This window comes from Sulfitobacter sp. EhC04 (genome assembly GCF_001650875.1).
Taxonomy (GTDB): Bacteria; Pseudomonadota; Alphaproteobacteria; order Rhodobacterales; family Rhodobacteraceae; genus Sulfitobacter.
Window position 1 is genome coordinate 317927 of record NZ_LXYI01000009.1, and the last position, 19468, is coordinate 337394.

21 protein-coding genes are annotated in these 19468 nt (G+C 63.0%); 8 read left to right on the top strand and 13 right to left on the bottom strand.

Annotated elements, in window-relative coordinates:
* Positions 1-18: 18 nt before the first annotated feature.
* The 5 genes from purB to A8B82_RS05845 all read left to right on the top strand — a co-directional run bounded on the left by purB (position 19) and on the right by A8B82_RS05845 (position 4974).
* Entirely contained in the window at positions 19-1323 is a 1305-nt protein-coding gene (gene purB / locus A8B82_RS05830) for an adenylosuccinate lyase (protein ID WP_067289376.1), read from the top strand.
* Positions 1324-1969: 646 nt separating this feature from the next.
* Positions 1970-2131 (top strand): adenylosuccinate lyase, encoded by a 162-nt coding sequence (locus A8B82_RS23865; RefSeq protein ID WP_138069681.1) that lies wholly within the window; start codon positions 1970-1972, stop codon positions 2129-2131.
* 199 nt (positions 2132-2330) lie between these two features.
* Complete coding sequence (locus tag A8B82_RS05835; protein ID WP_067289379.1) at positions 2331-2858, top strand: hypothetical protein; 528 nt, start codon at positions 2331-2333, stop codon at positions 2856-2858.
* A 62-nt stretch (positions 2859-2920) separates the two neighbouring features.
* Positions 2921-3994 carry a FliG C-terminal domain-containing protein gene (locus A8B82_RS05840; protein WP_138069682.1) on the top strand — a complete coding sequence of 358 codons (1074 nt, stop codon included), beginning with the start codon at positions 2921-2923 and terminating at the stop codon, positions 3992-3994.
* Positions 3995-4077: 83 nt separating this feature from the next.
* Complete coding sequence (locus tag A8B82_RS05845; RefSeq protein ID WP_067289382.1) at positions 4078-4974, top strand: lysophospholipid acyltransferase family protein; 897 nt, start codon at positions 4078-4080, stop codon at positions 4972-4974.
* Between the two features lie 388 nt (positions 4975-5362).
* Here the strand turns inward: A8B82_RS05845 and A8B82_RS05850 are convergent, their stop codons facing one another.
* Both A8B82_RS05850 and A8B82_RS05855 read right to left on the bottom strand, forming a co-directional pair.
* Entirely contained in the window at positions 5363-5662 is a 300-nt protein-coding gene (locus tag A8B82_RS05850) for a DUF6958 family protein (protein ID WP_067289383.1), read from the bottom strand.
* 213 nt (positions 5663-5875) lie between these two features.
* Positions 5876-6574, bottom strand: a complete 699-nt coding sequence (locus A8B82_RS05855; RefSeq protein ID WP_067289385.1) for a DUF1223 domain-containing protein — start codon at positions 6572-6574, stop codon at positions 5876-5878.
* Between the two features lie 224 nt (positions 6575-6798).
* Here A8B82_RS05855 and acnA point away from each other — a divergent pair, with 224 nt between their 5' ends.
* Both acnA and A8B82_RS05865 read left to right on the top strand, forming a co-directional pair.
* The gene (gene acnA, locus A8B82_RS05860; protein ID WP_067289387.1) at positions 6799-9588 is read left to right on the top strand and encodes an aconitate hydratase AcnA; all 2790 of its coding nucleotides are present in this window, start codon (positions 6799-6801) and stop codon (positions 9586-9588) included.
* A 201-nt stretch (positions 9589-9789) separates the two neighbouring features.
* A complete protein-coding gene (locus A8B82_RS05865; protein WP_067289401.1) occupies positions 9790-10476 on the top strand; it encodes an SDR family NAD(P)-dependent oxidoreductase in 687 nt (228 codons plus the stop codon).
* Between the two features lie 69 nt (positions 10477-10545).
* On the opposite strand, the gene A8B82_RS05870 is transcribed toward A8B82_RS05865, so the two are convergent.
* From A8B82_RS05870 to yajC, 11 genes are all read right to left on the bottom strand, one after another.
* A complete protein-coding gene (locus tag A8B82_RS05870; protein ID WP_235604625.1) occupies positions 10546-11079 on the bottom strand; it encodes a DsbE family thiol:disulfide interchange protein in 534 nt (177 codons plus the stop codon).
* Positions 11072-11230, bottom strand: a complete 159-nt coding sequence (gene ccmD / locus A8B82_RS05875) for a heme exporter protein CcmD (protein ID WP_067289404.1) — start codon at positions 11228-11230, stop codon at positions 11072-11074. Before ccmD ends, A8B82_RS05870 begins: the two co-directional genes overlap by 8 nt.
* Entirely contained in the window at positions 11227-11961 is a 735-nt protein-coding gene (locus A8B82_RS05880; protein ID WP_067289405.1) for a heme ABC transporter permease, read from the bottom strand. Before A8B82_RS05880 ends, ccmD begins: the two co-directional genes overlap by 4 nt.
* 83 nt (positions 11962-12044) lie before the next feature.
* A complete protein-coding gene (gene ccmB, locus A8B82_RS05885; RefSeq protein WP_067289408.1) occupies positions 12045-12701 on the bottom strand; it encodes a heme exporter protein CcmB in 657 nt (218 codons plus the stop codon).
* A complete protein-coding gene (gene ccmA, locus A8B82_RS05890) occupies positions 12698-13315 on the bottom strand; it encodes a heme ABC exporter ATP-binding protein CcmA (protein ID WP_067289562.1) in 618 nt (205 codons plus the stop codon). The genes ccmB and ccmA overlap by 4 nt, the downstream gene beginning before the upstream one ends.
* Before the next feature lie 70 nt (positions 13316-13385).
* Positions 13386-13739, bottom strand: a complete 354-nt coding sequence (locus A8B82_RS05895) for an Mth938-like domain-containing protein (protein ID WP_067289422.1) — start codon at positions 13737-13739, stop codon at positions 13386-13388.
* A gap of 118 nt (positions 13740-13857) precedes the next feature.
* Positions 13858-14349, bottom strand: a complete 492-nt coding sequence (locus A8B82_RS05900) for an SRPBCC family protein (RefSeq protein ID WP_067289423.1) — start codon at positions 14347-14349, stop codon at positions 13858-13860.
* Complete coding sequence (locus A8B82_RS05905; protein WP_067289425.1) at positions 14346-14687, bottom strand: ArsR/SmtB family transcription factor; 342 nt, start codon at positions 14685-14687, stop codon at positions 14346-14348. The genes A8B82_RS05900 and A8B82_RS05905 overlap by 4 nt, the downstream gene beginning before the upstream one ends.
* Before the next feature lie 555 nt (positions 14688-15242).
* Positions 15243-16211: a protein translocase subunit SecF gene (gene secF / locus A8B82_RS05910; RefSeq protein WP_067289427.1), complete on the bottom strand. Its 969-nt coding sequence runs from the start codon at positions 16209-16211 to the stop codon at positions 15243-15245.
* Position 16212: 1 nt separating this feature from the next.
* Positions 16213-17862, bottom strand: coding sequence for a protein translocase subunit SecD (secD, locus tag A8B82_RS05915; protein WP_067289428.1), 1650 nt, complete (start codon positions 17860-17862; stop codon positions 16213-16215).
* 36 nt (positions 17863-17898) lie between these two features.
* Positions 17899-18177 carry a preprotein translocase subunit YajC gene (yajC, locus tag A8B82_RS05920; protein ID WP_067289430.1) on the bottom strand — a complete coding sequence of 93 codons (279 nt, stop codon included), beginning with the start codon at positions 18175-18177 and terminating at the stop codon, positions 17899-17901.
* A gap of 169 nt (positions 18178-18346) precedes the next feature.
* On the opposite strand from yajC, the gene A8B82_RS05925 reads away from it, so the two are divergent.
* A complete protein-coding gene (locus tag A8B82_RS05925) occupies positions 18347-19402 on the top strand; it encodes a pentapeptide repeat-containing protein (RefSeq protein WP_201120746.1) in 1056 nt (351 codons plus the stop codon).
* Positions 19403-19468: the final 66 nt, after the last annotated feature.

A 19468-nucleotide genomic window follows, 5' to 3' on the forward strand; every position in this document is an offset into this window, starting at 1 on the left:
TTTCCAGGTAGGTGCCCCATGATCCCACGCTATTCCCGCCCCGAGATGGTCTCCATCTGGTCGCCCGAGACCAAGTTCCGCATCTGGTTCGAGATCGAGGCCCATGCCTGCGACGCCATGGCCGACCTTGGCGTGATCCCGCGCGAGAACGCGCAGGCGGTCTGGAAGGCGAAAGACGTGGAATTCGACGTGGCCCGGATTGACGAGATCGAAGCCGTCACCAAACACGATGTCATCGCCTTTCTGACCCATCTGGCCGAACATGTGGGCAGTGACGAGGCCCGCTTTGTGCATCAGGGCATGACATCCTCCGATGTGCTGGACACCTGTTTCAACGTACAACTGACCCGTGCCGCCGATATCCTGATTGCAGATACACAGGCGCTGCTTGCCGCGCTGAAGCGCCGCGCGCTTGAGCACAAGGACACCCTGCGCGTGGGCCGCAGCCACGGCATCCACGCCGAACCCACCACCATGGGCCTGACCTTTGCCCGCTTCTACGCCGAAATGGACCGCAACCTGCGCCGCCTGAAAACCGCCCGCGAGGAAATCGCGACCGGGGCAATTTCCGGCGCTGTCGGCACCTTCGCCAATATCGACCCGCGCGTGGAGGAACATGTCTGCGCCCAGCTGGGTCTGACGCCCGAGCCGATCAGCACCCAGGTCATCCCCCGCGACCGCCATGCCGCGTTCTTTGCAGCGCTCGGGCTGGTTGCCAGCTCGATCGAGAACATCGCAACCGAAGTGCGCCACATGCAGCGCACCGAGGTGCTGGAGGGGGCCGAATTCTTCTCCGCCGGGCAAAAGGGTTCTTCCGCGATGCCGCACAAGAAGAACCCGGTGCTGACCGAGAACCTGACCGGCCTTGCCCGCACCGTGCGCATGGCGGTGATCCCGGCGATGGAAAACGTGACCCTCTGGCATGAGCGCGACATTTCGCACTCATCCGTCGAACGCGCCATTGGCCCAGATACCACGATCACCCTCGATTTCGCGCTGCACCGGCTGACCGGCGTGATCGACAAGATGCTGATCTATCCCGACAACATGCTGGCCAACATGAACAAGTTCAGCGGTCTGGTGATGTCCCAGCGCGTCCTTCTGGCATTGACCCAGGCGGGTGTCAGCCGCGAAGACAGCTACAAGCTGGTCCAGCGCAACGCGATGAAGGTCTGGGAGAACGGCGCGGATTTCAAGACCGAACTTCTGGCCGATGCGGAGGTGCTCGCAGCCCTCTCCCCCGCCGAGATCGAGGAAAAGTTCGACATGGGGTATCACACCAAACATGTCGACACGATCTTTGCCCGCGTCTTTGGTGACTAGGGTCTGTTGACGTTCATCTTCCGCCCCCACCGCAGTGGTGGGGCGCGGTGGCGCTGTCGAATGCCGCGCATCTTTGACCCGATGCAACGGATATTTTGGATCCTGTCAGCGGAGCTCGTCACCTGATATTGGCCCGTTACCAGTTCTTCTCTGCAAGGCGCGCGAAGGTCTGGTGAGCGGACTTTGCTGCCGTTCGCAAAGCCGCGCATCGTTGGGCCGTGGCGCGGCGATCCGACCTCAGTGATTGGCAGTTTATGGCAGCCACGCACCTCCTAACTATCTGTCAGACACTACAGAAGCCAAATCGCCGTGCCGGGGGACGGCCCGTCATGTCGCAGACATGCCTCTGGCATGATGCGCGGCGGCCTTCGGCCTTGACTCCGCGCGGGTGGAATGCGGCAAGGGCTCGGAGCCGCCATCCGCTGCGATCTGTACCAAGGTCTGCTATGCCGTTTTCAATGAATTGGGTCAGCGATGTGACACGGAAATCGGTTTTGCCCGACATCTGACAGGCCCATTGCCAAATCACAGTCCCTTGCCCGCAATCTGGCCAGATCAGGTCCGGCCCGCCGCACACCCTGCGAGAGCCTTTGAAATATTGCGCAATTGGTGTAGATTCACGCAATCAAGCAAAAGGAGACCGATCATGACGTTCAAGACCCTTGCGATTGCCCTTGCCCTCACCGCCGCGCCGACCCTCGGCCTTGCGGCGGGATGTTCCTATGGCAAGGAGAAACAGGCGATGTCCTGTGCCACCGGCACAACCTACGACAGCGCCACCAATACATGTTTGCCGGTCAGCACCTGATCCGGCCATATGATGATGACAGAGCGCTGCCTGTCCTGTCAGCGCTCTTTCCCGTTATTGCCCCGATGTTGCGGAAAACCGGCCCGGCGGTCACAATCACGCGACCGTGTCTTGCTTCCGTGCATTTGATGCTACTCTTCCATAGATTATCTGTGAGTTAATAAGTCACCCTCTTGTAACGATAGCCCGGAGATTCCCAATGAAGGCCCTTACCCTCGCGACTGTCCTTGTCCTGCCCCTGGCAGCCAATCCGGTGCTTGCCGCCGGAAGCGGTGCCGAAACCGCACCGGAAAAACCGAAATGCGAAAACGGCCAGGTCTATGACAAGAAGACCAAGACCTGCGTCGATGCACAGGACAGCCGGCTGGACACCGACAGCCTTTATGAAACGGTGCGCGAACTTGCCTATGCCGGGCGCTATGCCGATGCGCAGATCGTGCTGGCCGAAATGCCCCAGGACGATGACCGCACCCTGACCTATCTGGGTTTCACCCACCGCAAGATGGGCCAGACCGAGGTCGCGATGGGCTATTATCAGCGGGCGCTGGCGGTCAATCCGTCTAACGTGCTGGCCCGGTCCTACATGGGTCAGGGCTTTGTCGCGGAAGGCAAGGTGGCCGATGCCATGGAACAGCTCAGGGCGATCCGCGCCCATGGCGGTTCCGGCACCTGGGCCGAGGCTTCGCTGCGGCAGGCCATCGCCACGGGGCAGACTTTCAGCTACTGATTTCAGCTTTCGTTCATCTTTGCCTGTCACAACCACCCCGGTGAAGACAGGAAACAGCAAAGATGAACGACATGGTGCCAATGGGCTCCCTCGCCCCGCTGCCCGCGTTTGAGGCGGACAGCGCGCCCTCTTCTCTCAGCCGACGCGCCAAGGCGGCGATCGTGGTCCGCCTGCTGCTCAACGAAGGGGCCGACATCCCGCTTGAGGATCTGCCCGATGAGCTGCAAGAGGCGCTGACCCATCAGATGGGGTCAATGCGGCTGGTGGACCGTGACACGCTCTCTGCCGTGGTTGCCGAATTTGCCGATGAAATCGAAAGCATCGGCCTGTCCTTTCCCTCCGGCATCGCGGGTGCGCTGGATGCGCTGGACGGCAAGATCAGCCGCCAGACCGCAATCCGCCTGCGCCGGGAGGCGGGTGTACGTCAGTGGGGTGACCCCTGGGCACGACTCAAGGAATTGAGCGCGGACAAACTGCTGCCGGTCCTGCAGAACGAAAGCATCGAAGTGGCGGCGGTGATGCTGTCGAAACTGCCCGTCCCGCTGGCTGCGGACCTGCTGGGCCAATTGCCCGGACCGCAGGCGCGGCGGATCACATATGCCGTGTCGCTGACCGGTGCCGTGACCCCGGACGCGGTGGACCGGATCGGCCTGTCGCTGGCCATGCAGCTTGATGCGCAGCCCGCCCGCGCCTTTGACAGTGACCCGGTGTCGCGTGTCGGCGCGATCCTGAATTCTTCCAACACGCTGACGCGCGACGATGTGCTGACCGGTCTGGACGAAACCGATCAGGGCTTTGCCAATGCCGTGCGCAAGGCAATCTTTACCTTTGCCAATATCCCTGTCCGGATTGCCCGCCGCGACGTGCCGCGCATTCTGCGCGAGGTGCCGTCGGAAAGCCTGCTGACCGCACTGGCCGGGGCTGAGGCCGCAGGCCATGCCGCCACCATGGCCTTCATCCTCGACAACATGTCGGGCCGCATGGCCGACCAGCTGCGCGAGGACATCACGGATGCGGGCAAGGTCAAACCCGCCGATGCCGAAGAGGCAATGAGCGAGGTTGTCCGCGTCATCCGTCAGATGGAAAGCACCGGCAATCTGCTGCTGGTGGAAGAAGACAGCGACGACACTGCCTGAGTCCCCCGGCGCGGCCCCGCGACCCTTGTTGCGCCGCGCCGCGCGGGCTATGTCTGGCCGACCTTCATCAATGACGTGGTTACATGCCCGATCGCCCCGCCGCCCCGCCTGCCCTTGCGCGCAAAATGGGTCACTACCTGACCAATGCCCTGGCCGTCGGGATCATCCGTTGCGCCCTGGCCCTGCCCTATGAGACCCGGCTGCGCTTTGTCGGCGGGCTGATGCAGCGGGTGCTGGGGCCCGCCGCCGGATACCGCAAACGCGCGTTGGACAACCTGGCGCGCATCTGTCCCGACCTGCCCCCCGCCCGGCGACGCGCAATCGCGGATGGCTGCCTGAATAACGCCGGGCGCACCTTTATCGAAAACTACTCTGCCGAGGATTTCCCGGCACGCATGGCCGGCATCACCCCCGAAGGTCCGGGCATGGCCGCCCTGGAAGAGGCCGCTGCCAGGGGCCAGGCAGTGATCCTGGTGACCGGGCATTTTGGCAATTACGAAGCGACCCGCGCCGCGCTGGTGGCGCGCGGCTATGACATTGGCGGTCTCTACCGCGATATGAAAAACCCCTATTTCAACGCGCATTACGTCAAGACGATGGAGGCTTTCGGCGGACCGGTGTTCCCCCAGGGGCGGCGCGGCACTGCCGGTTTCGTGCGCCACCTGCGTGACGGCGGGCATCTGGTGCTGCTGTTCGACCAGCATGTGCAATTTGCCCCGGTGCTTGATTTCATGGGCGCGCCTGCCCGCACCGCGGTTTCAGCCGCCGAACTGGCGCTGCGCTATGACGCGCTGCTGATCCCGTTCTACAGCATCCGCCAGGCCGACGGCGTGAGCTTCCGCAGCGTGCTTGAGGCCCCGGTGCCGCCAAGCGACCCCGAAACGATGACCCAGGCGCTGAATGACAGCCTGTCCGCACGGGTGCGCGCGCATCCCGAACAATGGTTCTGGGTCCACCGCCGCTGGCGCCCCGAAGAATAGCGCGCCAACGCCGGGCTGTCGGCCCGGACCACAAGCGTTTCTGACCCAAACCGGACCTTGACGCCTGTGTTGCAGCGATCAGTTGAAACGGCAATACACAGCTGGCGATCGCTTGGTTTTCGCATGACCTTCAACCCGCCCCTCACCCGCTCGGACAGTTGAGACCCTCCCGTGTAGACCTGTCATTTTTGACATGTCTACACGGGAGGGTCATTGGTCAGGGTCATTGGTCAGGGTCATTGGTCAGGGTCAAAGGTCCGGATCAGGCAGGCTTTGCCCCGCGGTGCCATGGCGCTCCTGGCCCCTTACACAGCTGCGCCGCAGGCGACACCACAGACCGCCATGCCGTCACAACCCTCTGTGGCCCCGCATCTTCAAGACCCGGCAATCAGGATTTCACGCGGTAAAGCCGCACCGGGCTGCCTTTCGCACGCGCGATCACGCTTTTGGCCTCAAGATCAAGCTGCACCGCCTTCAGCCACCATCCCGCCGTCGCGCCACCGGGGAAGGCTGTTGCATCAAGATGAGGCAGTAACGCGGCTTTGGCCTCGGCCACCTTCAGGCCCGGCGGATCATCTGGCAAAACCTCAAGCAGCGCCGCGCGCATCGCATCGTATTTTGCACGGTTCAGGCGCTGGGTGCGCCCCGGTGTATTGGGATTTTCGACCTCAACCTTGTCATCAGGCATCACATATTCCTTTCACATCAACACCCTGCGGGTCGCGAATTCACAGCCGGAGCCTGTCGCGGAGAGGTGCAAGATAGAACGCGGCAGACGGTCCGCCCTCCACGTGGCATCCTGCCCCAAAGGCCACATGTCAGCAAATTGTCAGATGTTAACGTGATGGCCAATGCCATCCGAGGTTTTACGGCAAGGCCGCGGCCCCGAAACCCCGCCAGGCTACCGCAGCCGTTGCGCCGCCAGGATCGGCCCTGCCTCCTGGCTCTGCAGGATCACCACAACCGGCTTGTCGCCTTCCAGATCAGATGTCATCGACAGCGGTGCCACCGGGTCCCAGCTTCCCAGAACCTGCCACCCTTCAACGATGTTCGCATATCCCAATGTCTTGCCGTGGTTTTCGCCACGCTTGATCTCGGTGGTGCGATGCGGCGTGTAGCGCAGCATGTGAACGGTCACCGGGCCGGAAAGGTTTGCCAGCGCCGTCGCCTCTATCTGCAACCTGTCGCCCTCCCGCGCGATGGTCAGATCAACCGGGGCCGCGCGCTGTGCATGGTCTGCAATCGCCTTGCCCAGTTTCATCGGTTTTGCCCCGACGATATCGGTCTCGCCCTGCACGATCATCTCGGGCGTGAAAATCGACCGTCGCCCGGCCTTGTGGGCATAGGCGCGCTGCCGGTCCGCATGGGCCGGCGCGCCAAAGGGATCTTTCCATCCGATGTAATCCCAATAGTCCACGTGCAGCGCCAACGCGATCACGTCGTCGCGTTCGGCCAATTCTTCCAGCATGGCGTCCGCAGGCGGGCAGCTTGAACATCCCTGGGATGTGAAAAGCTCCACCACCACGGGGTTTTGCTGGGACGCGGCGGGACATGCGGCGGCAAGGCTCAGCGCGGTGACCAGGGGCAGCAGATGTTTCATTTGATTCCATTTGGCAAGGCAGGACCCCGGCAAGTAGTATCCATGCGCCTCTGAAATAACCAATCAATGTTTCTTGAGAAGGCAAAGCGCCGTTTCGGCAGGCTTCGGTATACAATAGTATACAATTTTGCGCCTATGCCGGGAATTGCCATTGAAACATGGGCGGCAATAGGTCATCTAGGCCGTAACCACCGCCACCTGTTCATAGCAAAGGGAGCCTATCCATGACGATTCAAGTCGGTCAGGACACCGCCAAAACCCGCAAGACCCTCACCGCCGGCGATCAGAAGATCGCCTATTACTCCATCCCCGCAGCCGAGGCCGCAGGCCTGGGCGATTTCTCCAAACTGCCCGCTGCACTCAAGGTCGTGCTGGAGAACATGCTGCGTTTCGAAGATGGCAAGACGGTCACCGTGGACGACATCAAGGCCTTTGCCGAATGGGCACAGAAAGGTGGGCAGAACCCGCGTGAGATCGCCTATCGCCCGGCCCGCGTGCTGATGCAGGATTTCACCGGCGTTCCGGCTGTTGTCGATCTGGCCGCGATGCGTGACGGTCTGGTGGCCCTGGGCGGTGATGCCGACAAGATCAACCCGCTGAACCCGGTCGATCTGGTCATCGACCACTCGGTGATGATCGACGAATTCGGCAACCCCCGCGCCTTCCAGATGAACGTGGACCGCGAATACGAGCGCAACATCGAACGCTATACCTTCCTCAAGTGGGGCCAGAAGGCGTTCAACAACTTCCGCGTCGTGCCCCCCGGCACCGGCATCTGCCACCAGGTGAACCTGGAATATCTCGCCCAGACCATCTGGTCCGACACCGACCAGAACGGCGAGGAAGTCGCATATCCTGATACGCTGGTCGGCACCGACAGCCACACCACCATGGTCAACGGCATGGCCGTTCTGGGCTGGGGCGTCGGCGGGATCGAGGCCGAGGCCGCGATGCTGGGCCAACCGATCTCCATGCTGATCCCCGAGGTCGTGGGTTTCGAGCTGACCGGCAAGATGATGGAAGGCACCACCGGCACCGACCTGGTGCTGAAAGTTGTGGAAATGCTGCGCGAAAAGGGCGTGGTCAGCAAATTTGTCGAATTCTACGGCGACGGGCTCGACACCCTGCCGCTGGCCGACCGCGCGACCATCGCCAACATGGCACCCGAATACGGTGCCACCTGCGGCTTTTTCCCGATCGACGGCGAGACCCTGCGCTACATGCGCACCACCGGCCGCGACGAAGACCGCATCGCGCTGGTCGAAGCTTATGCCCGCGAGAACGGCATGTGGCGCGACGAAAACTATGCGCCGGTCTATACCGACACGCTCAAGCTCGACATGGGCACCATCGTGCCCGCAATCTCTGGCCCCAAGCGTCCGCAGGACTATATCGCGCTGACCTCTGCGCACACGGCATTTGGCGAATACGTCAAGGGCGTGCGCGCGGGCAAGGATGCCTCGACCAGCTCGGAAGTGCGCTGGGAAGGTGAAGGCGGTCAGCCCGAGCCCCGCGACATCCCCGGCGACGAAGGCAACCATAAGCGCGGCTATGTGCAGACCGAGGATGGTCATTACCAGCTGCACGACGGGTCCATCGTGATTGCCTCGATCACCTCCTGCACCAACACATCGAACCCCTATGTGATGATCGGTGCCGGTCTGGTGGCGCGCAAGGCGCGGGCGCTTGGCCTGACCCGCAAGCCCTGGGTCAAGACATCGCTCGCCCCCGGCTCCCAGGTTGTTTCCGCCTATCTTGAGGCCGCAAATCTGCAAGAAGACCTGGATGCGATCGGCTTCAACCTCGTCGGTTACGGCTGCACCACCTGCATCGGCAACTCCGGCCCGCTGGAGCCTGCGATCAGCAAGGCGATCAACGATTATGACCTGATCGGCACCTCGGTCCTGTCAGGCAACCGCAACTTCGAAGGGCGGATCAGCCCGGATGTGCGCGCCAACTACCTCGCCTCTCCGCCGCTTGTTGTGGCCTATGCGCTGGTGGGCGACATGAACGTCGATCTGGCCAACGGTGTGCTGGGTCAGGACAAGGACGGCAACGACGTCTATCTGAAAGACATCTGGCCCTCGACCCAGGAAATCGCGGAACTGGTCGAACAGACCGTCACCCGCGCCAGCTTCCAGGAGAAATACGCCGACGTCTTCAAGGGCGACGAAAAGTGGCAGAGCGTCGAGACAACGGATGCCAAGACCTACAACTGGCCGCCGCAATCCACCTATGTGCAGAACCCGCCCTATTTCCAGGGCATGTCCCCGGAGCCGGGCGTGATCACCAACATCGAGAACGCCAAGGTGCTGGCGATGCTGGGCGACATGATCACCACCGACCACATCAGCCCGGCAGGGTCCTTCAAGGAAAGCACTCCTGCCGGTCAATATCTGGTCGAGCGTCAGGTGCCGGTGCGCGAGTTCAACTCCTACGGCTCGCGCCGGGGCAACCACGAAGTCATGATGCGCGGCACCTTCGCCAACATCCGGATCAAGAACGAGATGCTGGATGGCGTCGAGGGCGGCTATACCAAGGGTCCCGATGGCAAGCAGACCTCGATCTTTGACGCGGCCATGGCACATCAGGAAAGCGGCACGCCGCTGGTGATTTTCGGCGGTGAACAATACGGTGCAGGCTCTTCGCGCGACTGGGCGGCCAAGGGCACGGCCCTGCTGGGCGTCAAGGCGGTGATCGCGGAAAGCTTTGAGCGTATCCACCGCTCCAACCTGGTGGGCATGGGTGTGATCCCCTTCGAGTTCACGGGCGGCGACACCCGCAAATCGCTGGGCCTGACAGGGGATGAAACCGTCTCCATCTCGGGGCTCGACACCATCAAGCCGCTGCAGGAAGTGCCCTGCGAGATCACCATGGGTGATGGCAGCAAGAAAGAGATCATGATCAAATGCCGGATCGATACGGCGATCGAGATCGAATACATCGAACATGGCGGCGTGCTGCATTATGTGCTGCGCGACCTGGCCAAGGGTGATGCCATCGCGGCGGAGTAATCCGACCCGCGAGAGCGACTGAAACCAACCCGCCGCGCCCGTCGCGGCGGGTTTTTTCGTGACCCGGTTGCACCCTGCGGCAGCGCGGGCCATGCTGGCGCGAAAAGAGAACCGGTTCCCTGCTGGTAACCTTATGTAAATAAATAGTTAATTCCTCAAACCCAGACACAATCGCAGGGCAGAGCACAAGGCGCTTGGAAAATGACAGATGTTGTACTTGTTACAGGCGCTGCACGCGGGATCGGGCGGGCTATCGCATCGGATCTGGCGCGCGACCACCTTGTGGCCGCTACCTATCATTCGACACCGCCCGAGGCATTGCTTGACGCGCATCCGGCAGTGCATGCGATCAAGGCCGATCTGTCCGACCCGGCGGCGGCACAAAAGGTCATCGCGCAGGTGCTGAAAGCCTTCGGGCGCATCGACGTGATCGTGAACAATGCAGGCGTGATCGGGATGGACGATGGCGACATGGCGCGCATCCATGCCGTCAATGTCGCGGCCCCGATGGCGCTGCTAGCCGCAGCCCTGCCGCATCTGTCGCGGGGGGCAGCGGTGATCAACATCTCCTCGGTGAACGCGCAATTCCCCGCCAGCGGGGCCGCCGCATATTCCGCCAGCAAGGCCGCGCTGAACACCTGGACCCGCGCCATGGCCAAGGAGTTGGGCCCGCGCGGCATTCGCGTCAACGGTGTGGCCCCCGGTGCCATCGGACGGGTGGAAAGCCCGCGCCCGCCGGAGCTGATCAAGGCCTTCACCGACATGACCGCATTGGGCCGCCATGGCGTGCCGGAGGATATTGCAAAGGTCGTCCGCTTTCTCGCCTCGGATGCTGCCGGGTTCATCACCGGAGAGACCATCACGGTATCGGGCGGCTACCGGCTCTGACAGCCAGGCCCCCGTTTTCTTTTTGGCAATAAATATTCCCCGCCGGAGGCAAAAAGTTCTTTTCCCACCCTATCTCCCCAGCGCAGCGTTCAGCGCGGGCAGGAAGCGCTGCTCGTAATCCGACCCGACCAGCGGCCCGGCAAAGCGGAACAGCACGGTGCCGTCACCATCGAGGATAAACGTCTCTGGCGGGGCGGTGACGCCCCAGTCGATGGCGGTGCGCCCCTGCGGATCGAAGCCGACCCCGACAAAGGGGTTGTCATCGTCCTCAAGATACTTGCGCGCCGTGCCTGCCTGGTCCTTGAAATTGATGCCGACGATCGGCAATCCCGCTGCGGCCATCTCAAGCAGCTTGGGGTGCTCGACGCGGCAGGGCGGGCACCAGCTGGCCCAGAAGTTCACCAATGTGACCTCACCCGATGCCAGCATCTCCGCGGTGGCGGGCGGAAAGCCGTCCAGCGCCGCTTCGGGGATGCCGGGGGCCATCTGGCCGACAAGGGTGGAGGGCAGCCCCTCGGGATCGTCGCGGAACATGCCGACGGCGGCCAGGGCCACAAATCCGGCAAAGATCAGCGGGGGGGCGATCATCAGGGGTTTAATCATGGCGTCCGGTCTCTCTTTCAGCGGCTTCCAGCGTGGCGCGCGCGGCGCGGCCCCGGCGCAGGGTCCACAGCACCAGCACCGCCAGCAGCAGCAGCGATACCGCATAGGCCGACAGCACCTCTGTCGCGTATTTTCCCAATTCGGGCATCATGCAGCCCTGCCCGCCCGCGCTCGCAGCGCGGCGGCGCGGCGCAGCCGGATCTCCGTACCGGTGCGGTAGAACACCAGCGCGATGAACAGCAGACCGAACCCGATCATGCAGAGCACCAGCGGATAAAAGAACACATCGTCCACGCTGCGCCCGCCAGTCGCCACCGGCACCGAGGTGCCCTGATGCAGCCCCTGGTTCCAGAACTGCACGGCATAGCGGCTGAGCACGGCAAAGACCGACCCGACAAGGCAGAGCACCGAGGTAAGGTCGGCGGCGGTGTCAGGGTCTTCGACCGCTTCCCACAGGGCAATGTAGCCCAGGTAGAACAGGAACAGGATCAGAAAGGACGTAAGGCGCGGGTCCCAGGCCCACCAGGTGCCCCACATCGGCTGGCCCCAGATCGCGCCGGTCAGCAGGGCGATCACGGTCATCACCACGCCGACGGGTGCCGCAGCCTTGGCCGCCAGCGCGCTGACATGGTGGCGGCGGATCAGCCAGATCAGCGAGGCGACCAGCATCATGAACCATGCGTTGATGGCCATCAGGGCGGCGGGGACATGCAGATAGATGATTTTCACCGTCGCGCCTTGGCGGTAATCTTCGGGGGTGCCGAAAAAGCCCCAGATCAGCCCAGTTGCGACAAACGCCAACGACAGCACCCAGAGCACGGGCTGCACCCGCGCGCTGAGGGTGAGAAACTTCACCGGGTTTGCGTAACTCCAGATCGACATGGGCTATTCCTACTCTGCCGCGCGGCGGTGCTCAATACACGACGGCGCGACGGATTGACCGGGTGTGTGGCGGGCGGGGAGGCTCATCGCAGCCCCATGCGCAGCACGGCGGCAGAGGCGAATGGCATCAGCGCGATCACCGCGCAGGTGATCCCGGCCAGCATCAGCAGCGGGGTTGTGACCTCCTGCCCGCCTGCGCCGCGCCGGGCAACCTCGGCCCCAAAGATCAGCGTCGGCACGTAAAGCGGCAGCACCAGCAGCGACAACAGCAAGCCACCGCGTTTGATCGCCACCGTGAGCGCCGCGCCAAAGCAGCCGATGACCGACAGCGCCGGTGTGCCCAGTGCGAGGGAGGCCACCAGCCAGAGGTAGCCCGGCGGCGCGAGGTTCAGCAACACGCCCAGCACCGGCGCGGCCAGCACCAGCGGCAGGCCCGTGGTCAGCCAATGGGCCAGCGCCTTGACGCTCAGCGCCGCCTCCAGCGGCAGCGGGGCGGTGACCAGCAGGTCGAGCGTGCCATCCTCGAAATCCAGCGCCAGCAGGCGGTCGAGCGACAGAAGGCAGGCCAGCAGCGCGCCCAGCCAGAGCACGCCGGGCGCGATGACCTGCAAGAGTTCCGCCTGCGGGCCGACGCTGAATGGAACCAGCACGGTGACAATCAGAAAGAACGCGAGCCCCAGGCCGAAGCCGCCGCCTGCCCTGAGGGCCAGCGTCAGATCCCGGATCAGCAGCGCCCTCACAGAAAGGCCTCGTCGCTGGCCCCGGCGCGGGTGGCGGAGGTTGCGCGGAAGGGGGTGATGTCGAGCACCTGCGCCTCGATCCGCAGGTCGATATGGGTGGCAATCAGTGCGGACCCGCCCTGCCTCAGATGGGCGCGCAGCGCCTCTGCAAACAGGGCGACTGCGCCTGTGTCGAGAGAGACGGTGGGTTCGTCCAGCACCCAGACCGGCCGTCCGGTGACCAGCAGCCGTGCCAGCCCCAGACGGCGCTTCTGACCTGCCGACAGGGTGCCCGCCAGCCGGTCGGCCAGCCCGTGCAGGTCAAAGGCATCCAGCGCCGGGGTGATGTCGGTGTGGCCAAAGACCCGCGCCCAGAAGGTTAGGTTCTCTGTCACGCTCAGCATCGCCTTCAACCCGTCGGCATGGGCGGCATAGGCGATGCGGTCTTGCGCGCCTTCGATGCGGCCCGCCAGCGGCGGTTGCAGGCCCGCGATGCTGCGCAGCAGGGTTGTTTTGCCCGCGCCGTTCGGCCCGCGCAGGATCAGCGCCTGGCCCGGTGCCAGCGCAAGGCTGAGACCGGTCAGGACCGGCACACCACCACGGGCAAGGGTCAGGTTATCGGTGCGTAACATCATGGCACTTGGGTAACCCATGGGCTGCACGCGCAAAAGCGATCATTTCGAGCACCGCGCAGCCCCGCGCATGTCAGACAGGGATCAGCGCAAGGGCAACGCGGCGGCCCTCACTCAGCAGGACGTTATAGGTGCGGCAGGCGGCGGGGGATGCCATCGCCTCAACGCCCATCCCGGCCTCTTCCAGCGGGTTGGTCAGGGTCTCGGGCAGATGATCAATATCTGCGCCGGTCCCGACAAAGAGCACGTCAACCTGCCCCTTGAGCGCCAGCAGTGCCTCGAAGTCCTCCAGCCCTGCCCAGGTCTGGATGCCGCCGGGTCCGGCAATCACCGGACCATGGATCACCTGCCCCCCGATGCGGAAAAAGCCGGGGCCGTACCCTTCGACGGGTTTCGCATCGGTAAAGACGATCTCGTTCAGGCGCATGTCACATCCCTTTGCAAAGCGGCAGCGCGATCATAGCCGATGCGGCGGTGACGTTATAGGGTGGCCGACGAAAAACCCGCGTCGCTTGCCAGTCGGTCAGCCGCGCACCCAGTCGGGGTCAGGCGCCTTCGACCTGCGCGGCAAGTTTGGAAAGTGTCTGTCCGCCCAGTTCCACGGCACCAAAGCCGATGACGGTTTGGCGCCGCTCCGGCGTGGGATGTATCTGCCGAAGGGTGACGACCGTCTTGTCATCTCCCTGTTCGTCGAAAGTCACGCGCAGGCGGAAACGATCCGGGTCATCGGTATCCTTGCCGTGCAGCGCCTCGATCACGTTGGGGGGATCAACGCGCAGAAAATCCATTCTGCTCGGATAGCATGTGCCATCGGGCGCGATCATGTCGAACCGCCAGACGCCGCCTGTCCGGATGTCGATTTCATGGGTCTTGCAGGTAAAACCGTCTGGCCCGAACCACTTTGTGATCTGGTCAGGGTCCGTCCAGGCCCGACAGACGGTTGCGCGGTCTGCCTTGACGACACGGGCCAGGACAATTTCCCGGTCCAGCGGCGATGTCGACCAATCGGCAAGGGTGCTTGTGGTTTGATCATTCATTGGGCTTCTCCTTGCTGTTGTGTCATGAGGTGTGCCTCAAGCCGGTCGAGGCGTGCTTCGGCATTGCGGCGGTGCGCGGCAAGCCAATCTTCGGCGTTGCGCAGCGCATCCAGATTGAGAGAGCAGACCCGCGTCCGTCCCTGCCGTTCGGATGTGATGAGCCCGGCCGCTTCCAGAACACCCAGGTGCTGCGTGAAAGATGGCAGGGCCATATCGAAGGGCTGCGCGAGCTGTGAAACTGCCGCCGGGCCGGTGCTGAGGGCCTGCACCACAGCCCGCCGCGTGGGATCGGCAAGCGCGCTGAAGGTTGTTTCGATGAAGGAATCATTGTTAGGCATGAGCCTAAGTTAGGTATGTGGGTTAGTTAGGTCAATACCTAAGCAATAGCGATCTTGTGGCCCTTACCGGGTCAAAAGTTGCCGTCAATTGTGCGGGATACCCTGCACACCTTGCCGGGTGTGTCGGCTCTGTCGGGCAATGGCAGGCAATCCCCTCCCAACCGTCAAGCATTGCAGACCCAAGCCGGACCTTGGGCGCAGGGTGGGAAAAGGTTCGGTGAGCGGACCTTGCGGTCTTTCACAACGAAACGCCAAGCCGCGCATCGACGGGCCGTGGTACGGCGATCCGACCGTCGTTCATGCCGCTTTATGGCAGCCAAACACTTCCTACCTGTATGTCAGGCACAACAGCAGCCAAATCGCCGTGCCGGGGGACGGCCCGGCATGTCGCAGACATGCCTCTGGCATGATGCGCGGCGGCCTGCGGCCTTGACTCCGCGCAAGCGGAAAGCGGAAAGAGCTCTTTCCGGCCCTTCCCTGCATTTTCCATAAACGACCGCTGTGGAACGCCCCCGCCGAACCAGACCTCCGGCCGGTCCGACGGCGGCGGGGACGTCAGGCGTCAATATTGGCGTATTGGTTTCCGGTGGTGGCGTCCGGTTTGGTCCAGTCCCGCTTGACGCCGAAATAGAGCAGGATCGCAGAGGCCACGAAGATCGAGGAATAGGTGCCCACGATCACGCCCCAGATCATCGCAAAGACAAAGCCCCGGATCACGTCACCGCCAAGCGTATAGAGCGCGATCAGCGCCAACAGGGTGGTGAAGGAGGTCATCAAAGTCCGGCTCATGGTTTCGTTGATGGACAGGTTCAGGACTTCTTTCAGGGGGCGCTTCTTGTATTTGCGCAGGTTCTCCCGCACCCGGTCAAAGACCACCACTGTATCGTTCAGCGAATAGCCCACGATGGTCAGAAGCGCCGCGATGATCGCCAGGTCAAACCGGATTTCAAGTTCGGAGAATATGCCGATGGTCAGCACCACGTCATGGACAAGGGCCAGCACCGCGCCGGCGGCAAACTGCCATTCAAAGCGCAGCCAGATGTAGATCAGCACCGCCCCGATCGCCAGCACCACGGCGATGACCGCCGTCTGGATCAACTCGCCCGATACCTTGGGGCCCACGGATTCCACCGACGTGAACTTGATGTCGGGGCGCGCGGTCTTCAGCGCCTGCTCCACCGCCTCGATGGTCTCGACGGTGACGGCTTCCTGTTCGTCCTGCGCCTGAATGCGAATCATCGCAACGTTCTGGTCATCGCGAAAACCGGGGTCAAAGACCTCGGTGATGGTGATGTCGCCCAGCCCCAGCGTGTCAATCGCATCGCGGTATTCGGCCACCACCACGGGCCGCGGGCTTTCGGTGCGGATCGTGGTGCCGCCGCGAAAGTCGATGCCGTAGTTCAGGCCCTGGATCAGGAAGGACGCAAAGGCGATGACCATCATCAGCGCCGAAATGCCCAGCCACAGTTTCCAGCGTGCGAAGAAGTCGAAGCTCGTGTCGTCCTTGATCATTCGCAAACGCATGTCAGACCTCTATCGTTTTGGGGCGCGCCCGTTCAAACCAGATCACCACCAGCAAACGGGTGACAAAGATCGCGGTAAAGACGGATGTGATGATGCCAAAGCCCAGCGTGATGGCAAAGCCGCGCACCGGGCCGGAGCCCATGGCGAACAGGATCACGGCGGTGATCAGCGTGGTGATGTTGGCATCCACGATGGCGCTGAGCGCTTTCTCATAGCCCAGCGCGATGGCGCGCGACGGGCCTTTGGCGGTTTTCAGTTCCTCGCGGATACGCTCGAAGATCAGCACGTTGGCGTCCACCGCCATGCCCACCGTCAGCACGATCCCGGCGATCCCCGGCAGGGTCAGCGTGGCACCGATCAGGCTGAGCAAGCCGAACAGCAGGCCGACGTTGATGATCAGTGCGATATTGGCAAAGATGCCGAACAGCCCGTAGCTCATGAACATGAAGGCCAGCACCGCGACAAAGGCCACGACGGTGGCCACCTTGCCCGCGTCGATGCTGTCCTGGCCCAACTCGGGGCCGATGGTCCGTTCCTCAAGGAAATCAAGGCCAGCAGGCAACGCACCGGCACGCAGGAGCACCGCCAGATTGGTCGATTCCTCGACCGTGAAATTACCGGTGATGATGCCGGAGCCGCCGGGAATATGGCTTTGGATCACGGGTGCGCTGATCACCTCGTCATCCAGCACGATGGCAAAGGGGGAGCCGATGTTCTCGGCGGTGTATTTGCCGAACTTGCGCGCGCCGGTGGTGTCAAAGCGGAAGCTGACAGCGGGTGATCCGTTCTGGTCAAAGGAGGGCTGCGCATCCACCAGTTCCTCGCCGGTGACCACCGGGGCGGTCTCGACGGTGTAGTATTCGCCCTCGTTGTCCAGCGAGGGCAGCAGCGAATTGCCGATGCCGGGGTTGGCATTGGCGTCGGTGCCACGGCTGACAACCGGGTTGAAGGTCAATTGCGCGGTGGTGCCGATGATCGCTTTCAGCTCGGCTGCCGACCCGATGCCCGGCACCTGGATCAGGATACGGTCCGTCCCCTGGCGCTGGATCGTGGGTTCGCGGGTGCCGACCTCGTCGATGCGGCGGCGGATGATTTCCAGCGACTGCTGCATGGTGCGCTCATCCGTGGCCTGCTTTTCAGCGTCGGAGAGGGTGATGGTGATCAGCCCCGCGTCGCCCGCCACGTTGATGTCGTTGGAGCCGGTCCCGGCCAGCGTTTGCACCGGCCGCGCCAACCCGCGCACGATTTCCATCGCGTCCGCCATCTTGTCGGCGTCCTGCAGGCGCACCTGCAACTGGCCATCCGGTGCCTCCTGCCGACGCACGGGCGTCAGGCTGCGCAGGGCATCGCGGACTTCGGGCCAGGTGGCCTCCATCCGGCTCTTGTAGACGTCCTGCACACGGACTTCCGCCAGCAGATGCGCGCCGCCGCGCAGGTCGAGGCCCAGATTGACCAGCCCCGAAGGCATCCAGCCCGGCCACAGATCGCGCTGCGCTTCAAGCTCGGGCGTGGCACCGCCCTGCTCGATCGCCCTGACCGCGTCGTTGTGTTGTTCGACGGGGGTGTAAAACGCATTGGGCAGCGCCAGCCAAAGTCCCACCACGCAGGTCAGGACAATGGCAATCCGCTTCCACAGATCAATCTGAAGCATGTTCTTGCCTTTACATCTCGGCGTGAAAAAGCGGGATTATTTCGCCGGTTCGGTCTTGGACACCACGGTGGCGATGGTGGATTGCACCACCCGGACCTTGACGCCGTCCGCGATCTCGACCTCGATCTCGCCGTCTTCCTTGACCTTGACGACCTTGCCGATCAGCCCGCCCTGGGTGACCACCTGGTCGCCCCGGCGCAGGCCTGCGACCATGGCCTGATGTTCCTTGGCTTTTTTCTGCTGCGGACGGATCAACAGGAAATACATGATCCCGAAGATCAGAATGAGCGGCACGAATTGCTGGATACCTTGCATGGCGATGGTCCTTCTGGGTGGGGTCGGGCGGCCCCAAAGAGCGCATCCGCGAATTTGGCCGGAACCTAAGCGCGGCAAGGCGCATGTGCAAGGTGGAAAGGGGAATGAAAGGGTGGACAGATGGGCGCAGGGCGGGTGAACGTGGGAAAGGTGGTTAGGGGATGCTCTCTTGGACAGGAAAGAAATCAGCGTGCGGGGGTGGTTCGGCCTCGCTGAAAAGTTCGACTGGCACAAGGCCCGCGCAATCGGGCCGCTGATAACGGTCGCCGGGACCCTGATTGTCGGCGGGTTGTTCATCCTCGCGATTGCAGCCGCTTTCAAGCTGCTGGGCATGGCTGTCTTTGGCGAAGTGCCACAGGACGGTTTCGCAAAATTTGGTCTGACCGGCATCATCGTGGCGATGATCGGTGCGCCATTTGTCGTCTGGCGGTCCGTGGTCGCCCAAAGACAGGTCGGTTTGGCCGATCAGGCCCTGACAAATGACAAGATGGACAAAGCCGTTGCCGATCTCCACGCGCAGCGGCAGGTGACACTTTACAAAGGATACAAGAAGGTCCCTTTCAATGGCTGGGAAGACGACATCACCCGCCGCAACGGCGCGATTGACAGGTTTCTTGGGCTGGTTGAGGAAAACAACAGCCTGCGTCCGCGCGTAGACCGAATGCTGACGGTGTATCTGCGCGAATTGACTCGTGAATTTCCGGCAGATGAGGTGCCAGACGGTGCCGATCTTGAGGCGATCAGGACGGCAGTAGAGGGTTTGACTCGTAAGCGATCGGACATGGAAAACGCGGTGCAAGTCCTCAGCCGTCTGCCGCGACCGAAATGGGTCAAGGGTGCGGAACGCCTTCCCGACCTGCAAAAGATCAATATGCAAGCCTTCAACTTGGCCAATCTGACCTTGCAGGGGGCGCACCTCAGCGGGGCGGAGTTGCAGGGGGCGAACCTCAGCTGGGCGAAGTTGCAGGGGGCGGACCTCAGCAGGGCGCAGTTGCAGGGGGCGCACCTCAGCTGGGCGCAGTTGCAGGGGGCGCACCTCAGAGGGGCGCAGTTGCAGGGGGCGCACCTCAGAGGGGCGGAGTTGCAGGGGGCGCACCTCAGCGGGGCGAAGTTGCAGGGGGCGCACCTCATCAGGGCGCAGTTGCAGGGGGCGCACCTCATCAGGGCGCAGTTGCAGGGGGCGGACCTCAGCGGGGCGGAGTTGCAGGGGGAGCACCCGATCTGAGCGAAGTAGCTGTCGGTGGACCCCATATCAGGAAAATAGATGGCGGGGGGCGCCGGCTCGGGGCGG

What these genes read in the sequence shown, in the direction of transcription:
- A8B82_RS05840 (WP_138069682.1), top strand. Translation starts at nt 2,921, where the DNA reads ATGAACGACATGGTGCCAATGGGCTCCCTCGCCCCGCTGCCCGCGTTT.
- A8B82_RS05905 (WP_067289425.1), bottom strand. Translation starts at nt 14,687, where the DNA reads ATGCCTAACAATGATTCCTTCATCGAAACAACCTTCAGCGCGCTTGCC.
- ccmD (WP_067289404.1), bottom strand. Translation starts at nt 11,230, where the DNA reads ATGATGCCCGAATTGGGAAAATACGCGACAGAGGTGCTGTCGGCCTAT.
- A8B82_RS05880 (WP_067289405.1), bottom strand. Translation starts at nt 11,961, where the DNA reads ATGTCGATCTGGAGTTACGCAAACCCGGTGAAGTTTCTCACCCTCAGC.
- A8B82_RS05855 (WP_067289385.1), bottom strand. Translation starts at nt 6,574, where the DNA reads ATGAAACATCTGCTGCCCCTGGTCACCGCGCTGAGCCTTGCCGCCGCA.
- secF (WP_067289427.1), bottom strand. Translation starts at nt 16,211, where the DNA reads ATGCGTTTGCGAATGATCAAGGACGACACGAGCTTCGACTTCTTCGCA.
- A8B82_RS05865 (WP_067289401.1), top strand. Translation starts at nt 9,790, where the DNA reads ATGACAGATGTTGTACTTGTTACAGGCGCTGCACGCGGGATCGGGCGG.
- yajC (WP_067289430.1), bottom strand. Translation starts at nt 18,177, where the DNA reads ATGCAAGGTATCCAGCAATTCGTGCCGCTCATTCTGATCTTCGGGATC.
- A8B82_RS05850 (WP_067289383.1), bottom strand. Translation starts at nt 5,662, where the DNA reads ATGCCTGATGACAAGGTTGAGGTCGAAAATCCCAATACACCGGGGCGC.
- acnA (WP_067289387.1), top strand. Translation starts at nt 6,799, where the DNA reads ATGACGATTCAAGTCGGTCAGGACACCGCCAAAACCCGCAAGACCCTC.
- A8B82_RS05845 (WP_067289382.1), top strand. Translation starts at nt 4,078, where the DNA reads ATGCCCGATCGCCCCGCCGCCCCGCCTGCCCTTGCGCGCAAAATGGGT.
- A8B82_RS05895 (WP_067289422.1), bottom strand. Translation starts at nt 13,739, where the DNA reads ATGCGCCTGAACGAGATCGTCTTTACCGATGCGAAACCCGTCGAAGGG.
- ccmA (WP_067289562.1), bottom strand. Translation starts at nt 13,315, where the DNA reads ATGATGTTACGCACCGATAACCTGACCCTTGCCCGTGGTGGTGTGCCG.
- A8B82_RS05835 (WP_067289379.1), top strand. Translation starts at nt 2,331, where the DNA reads ATGAAGGCCCTTACCCTCGCGACTGTCCTTGTCCTGCCCCTGGCAGCC.
- secD (WP_067289428.1), bottom strand. Translation starts at nt 17,862, where the DNA reads ATGCTTCAGATTGATCTGTGGAAGCGGATTGCCATTGTCCTGACCTGC.
- purB (WP_067289376.1), top strand. Translation starts at nt 19, where the DNA reads ATGATCCCACGCTATTCCCGCCCCGAGATGGTCTCCATCTGGTCGCCC.
- A8B82_RS23865 (WP_138069681.1), top strand. Translation starts at nt 1,970, where the DNA reads ATGACGTTCAAGACCCTTGCGATTGCCCTTGCCCTCACCGCCGCGCCG.
- A8B82_RS05870 (WP_235604625.1), bottom strand. Translation starts at nt 11,079, where the DNA reads ATGATTAAACCCCTGATGATCGCCCCCCCGCTGATCTTTGCCGGATTT.
- A8B82_RS05900 (WP_067289423.1), bottom strand. Translation starts at nt 14,349, where the DNA reads ATGAATGATCAAACCACAAGCACCCTTGCCGATTGGTCGACATCGCCG.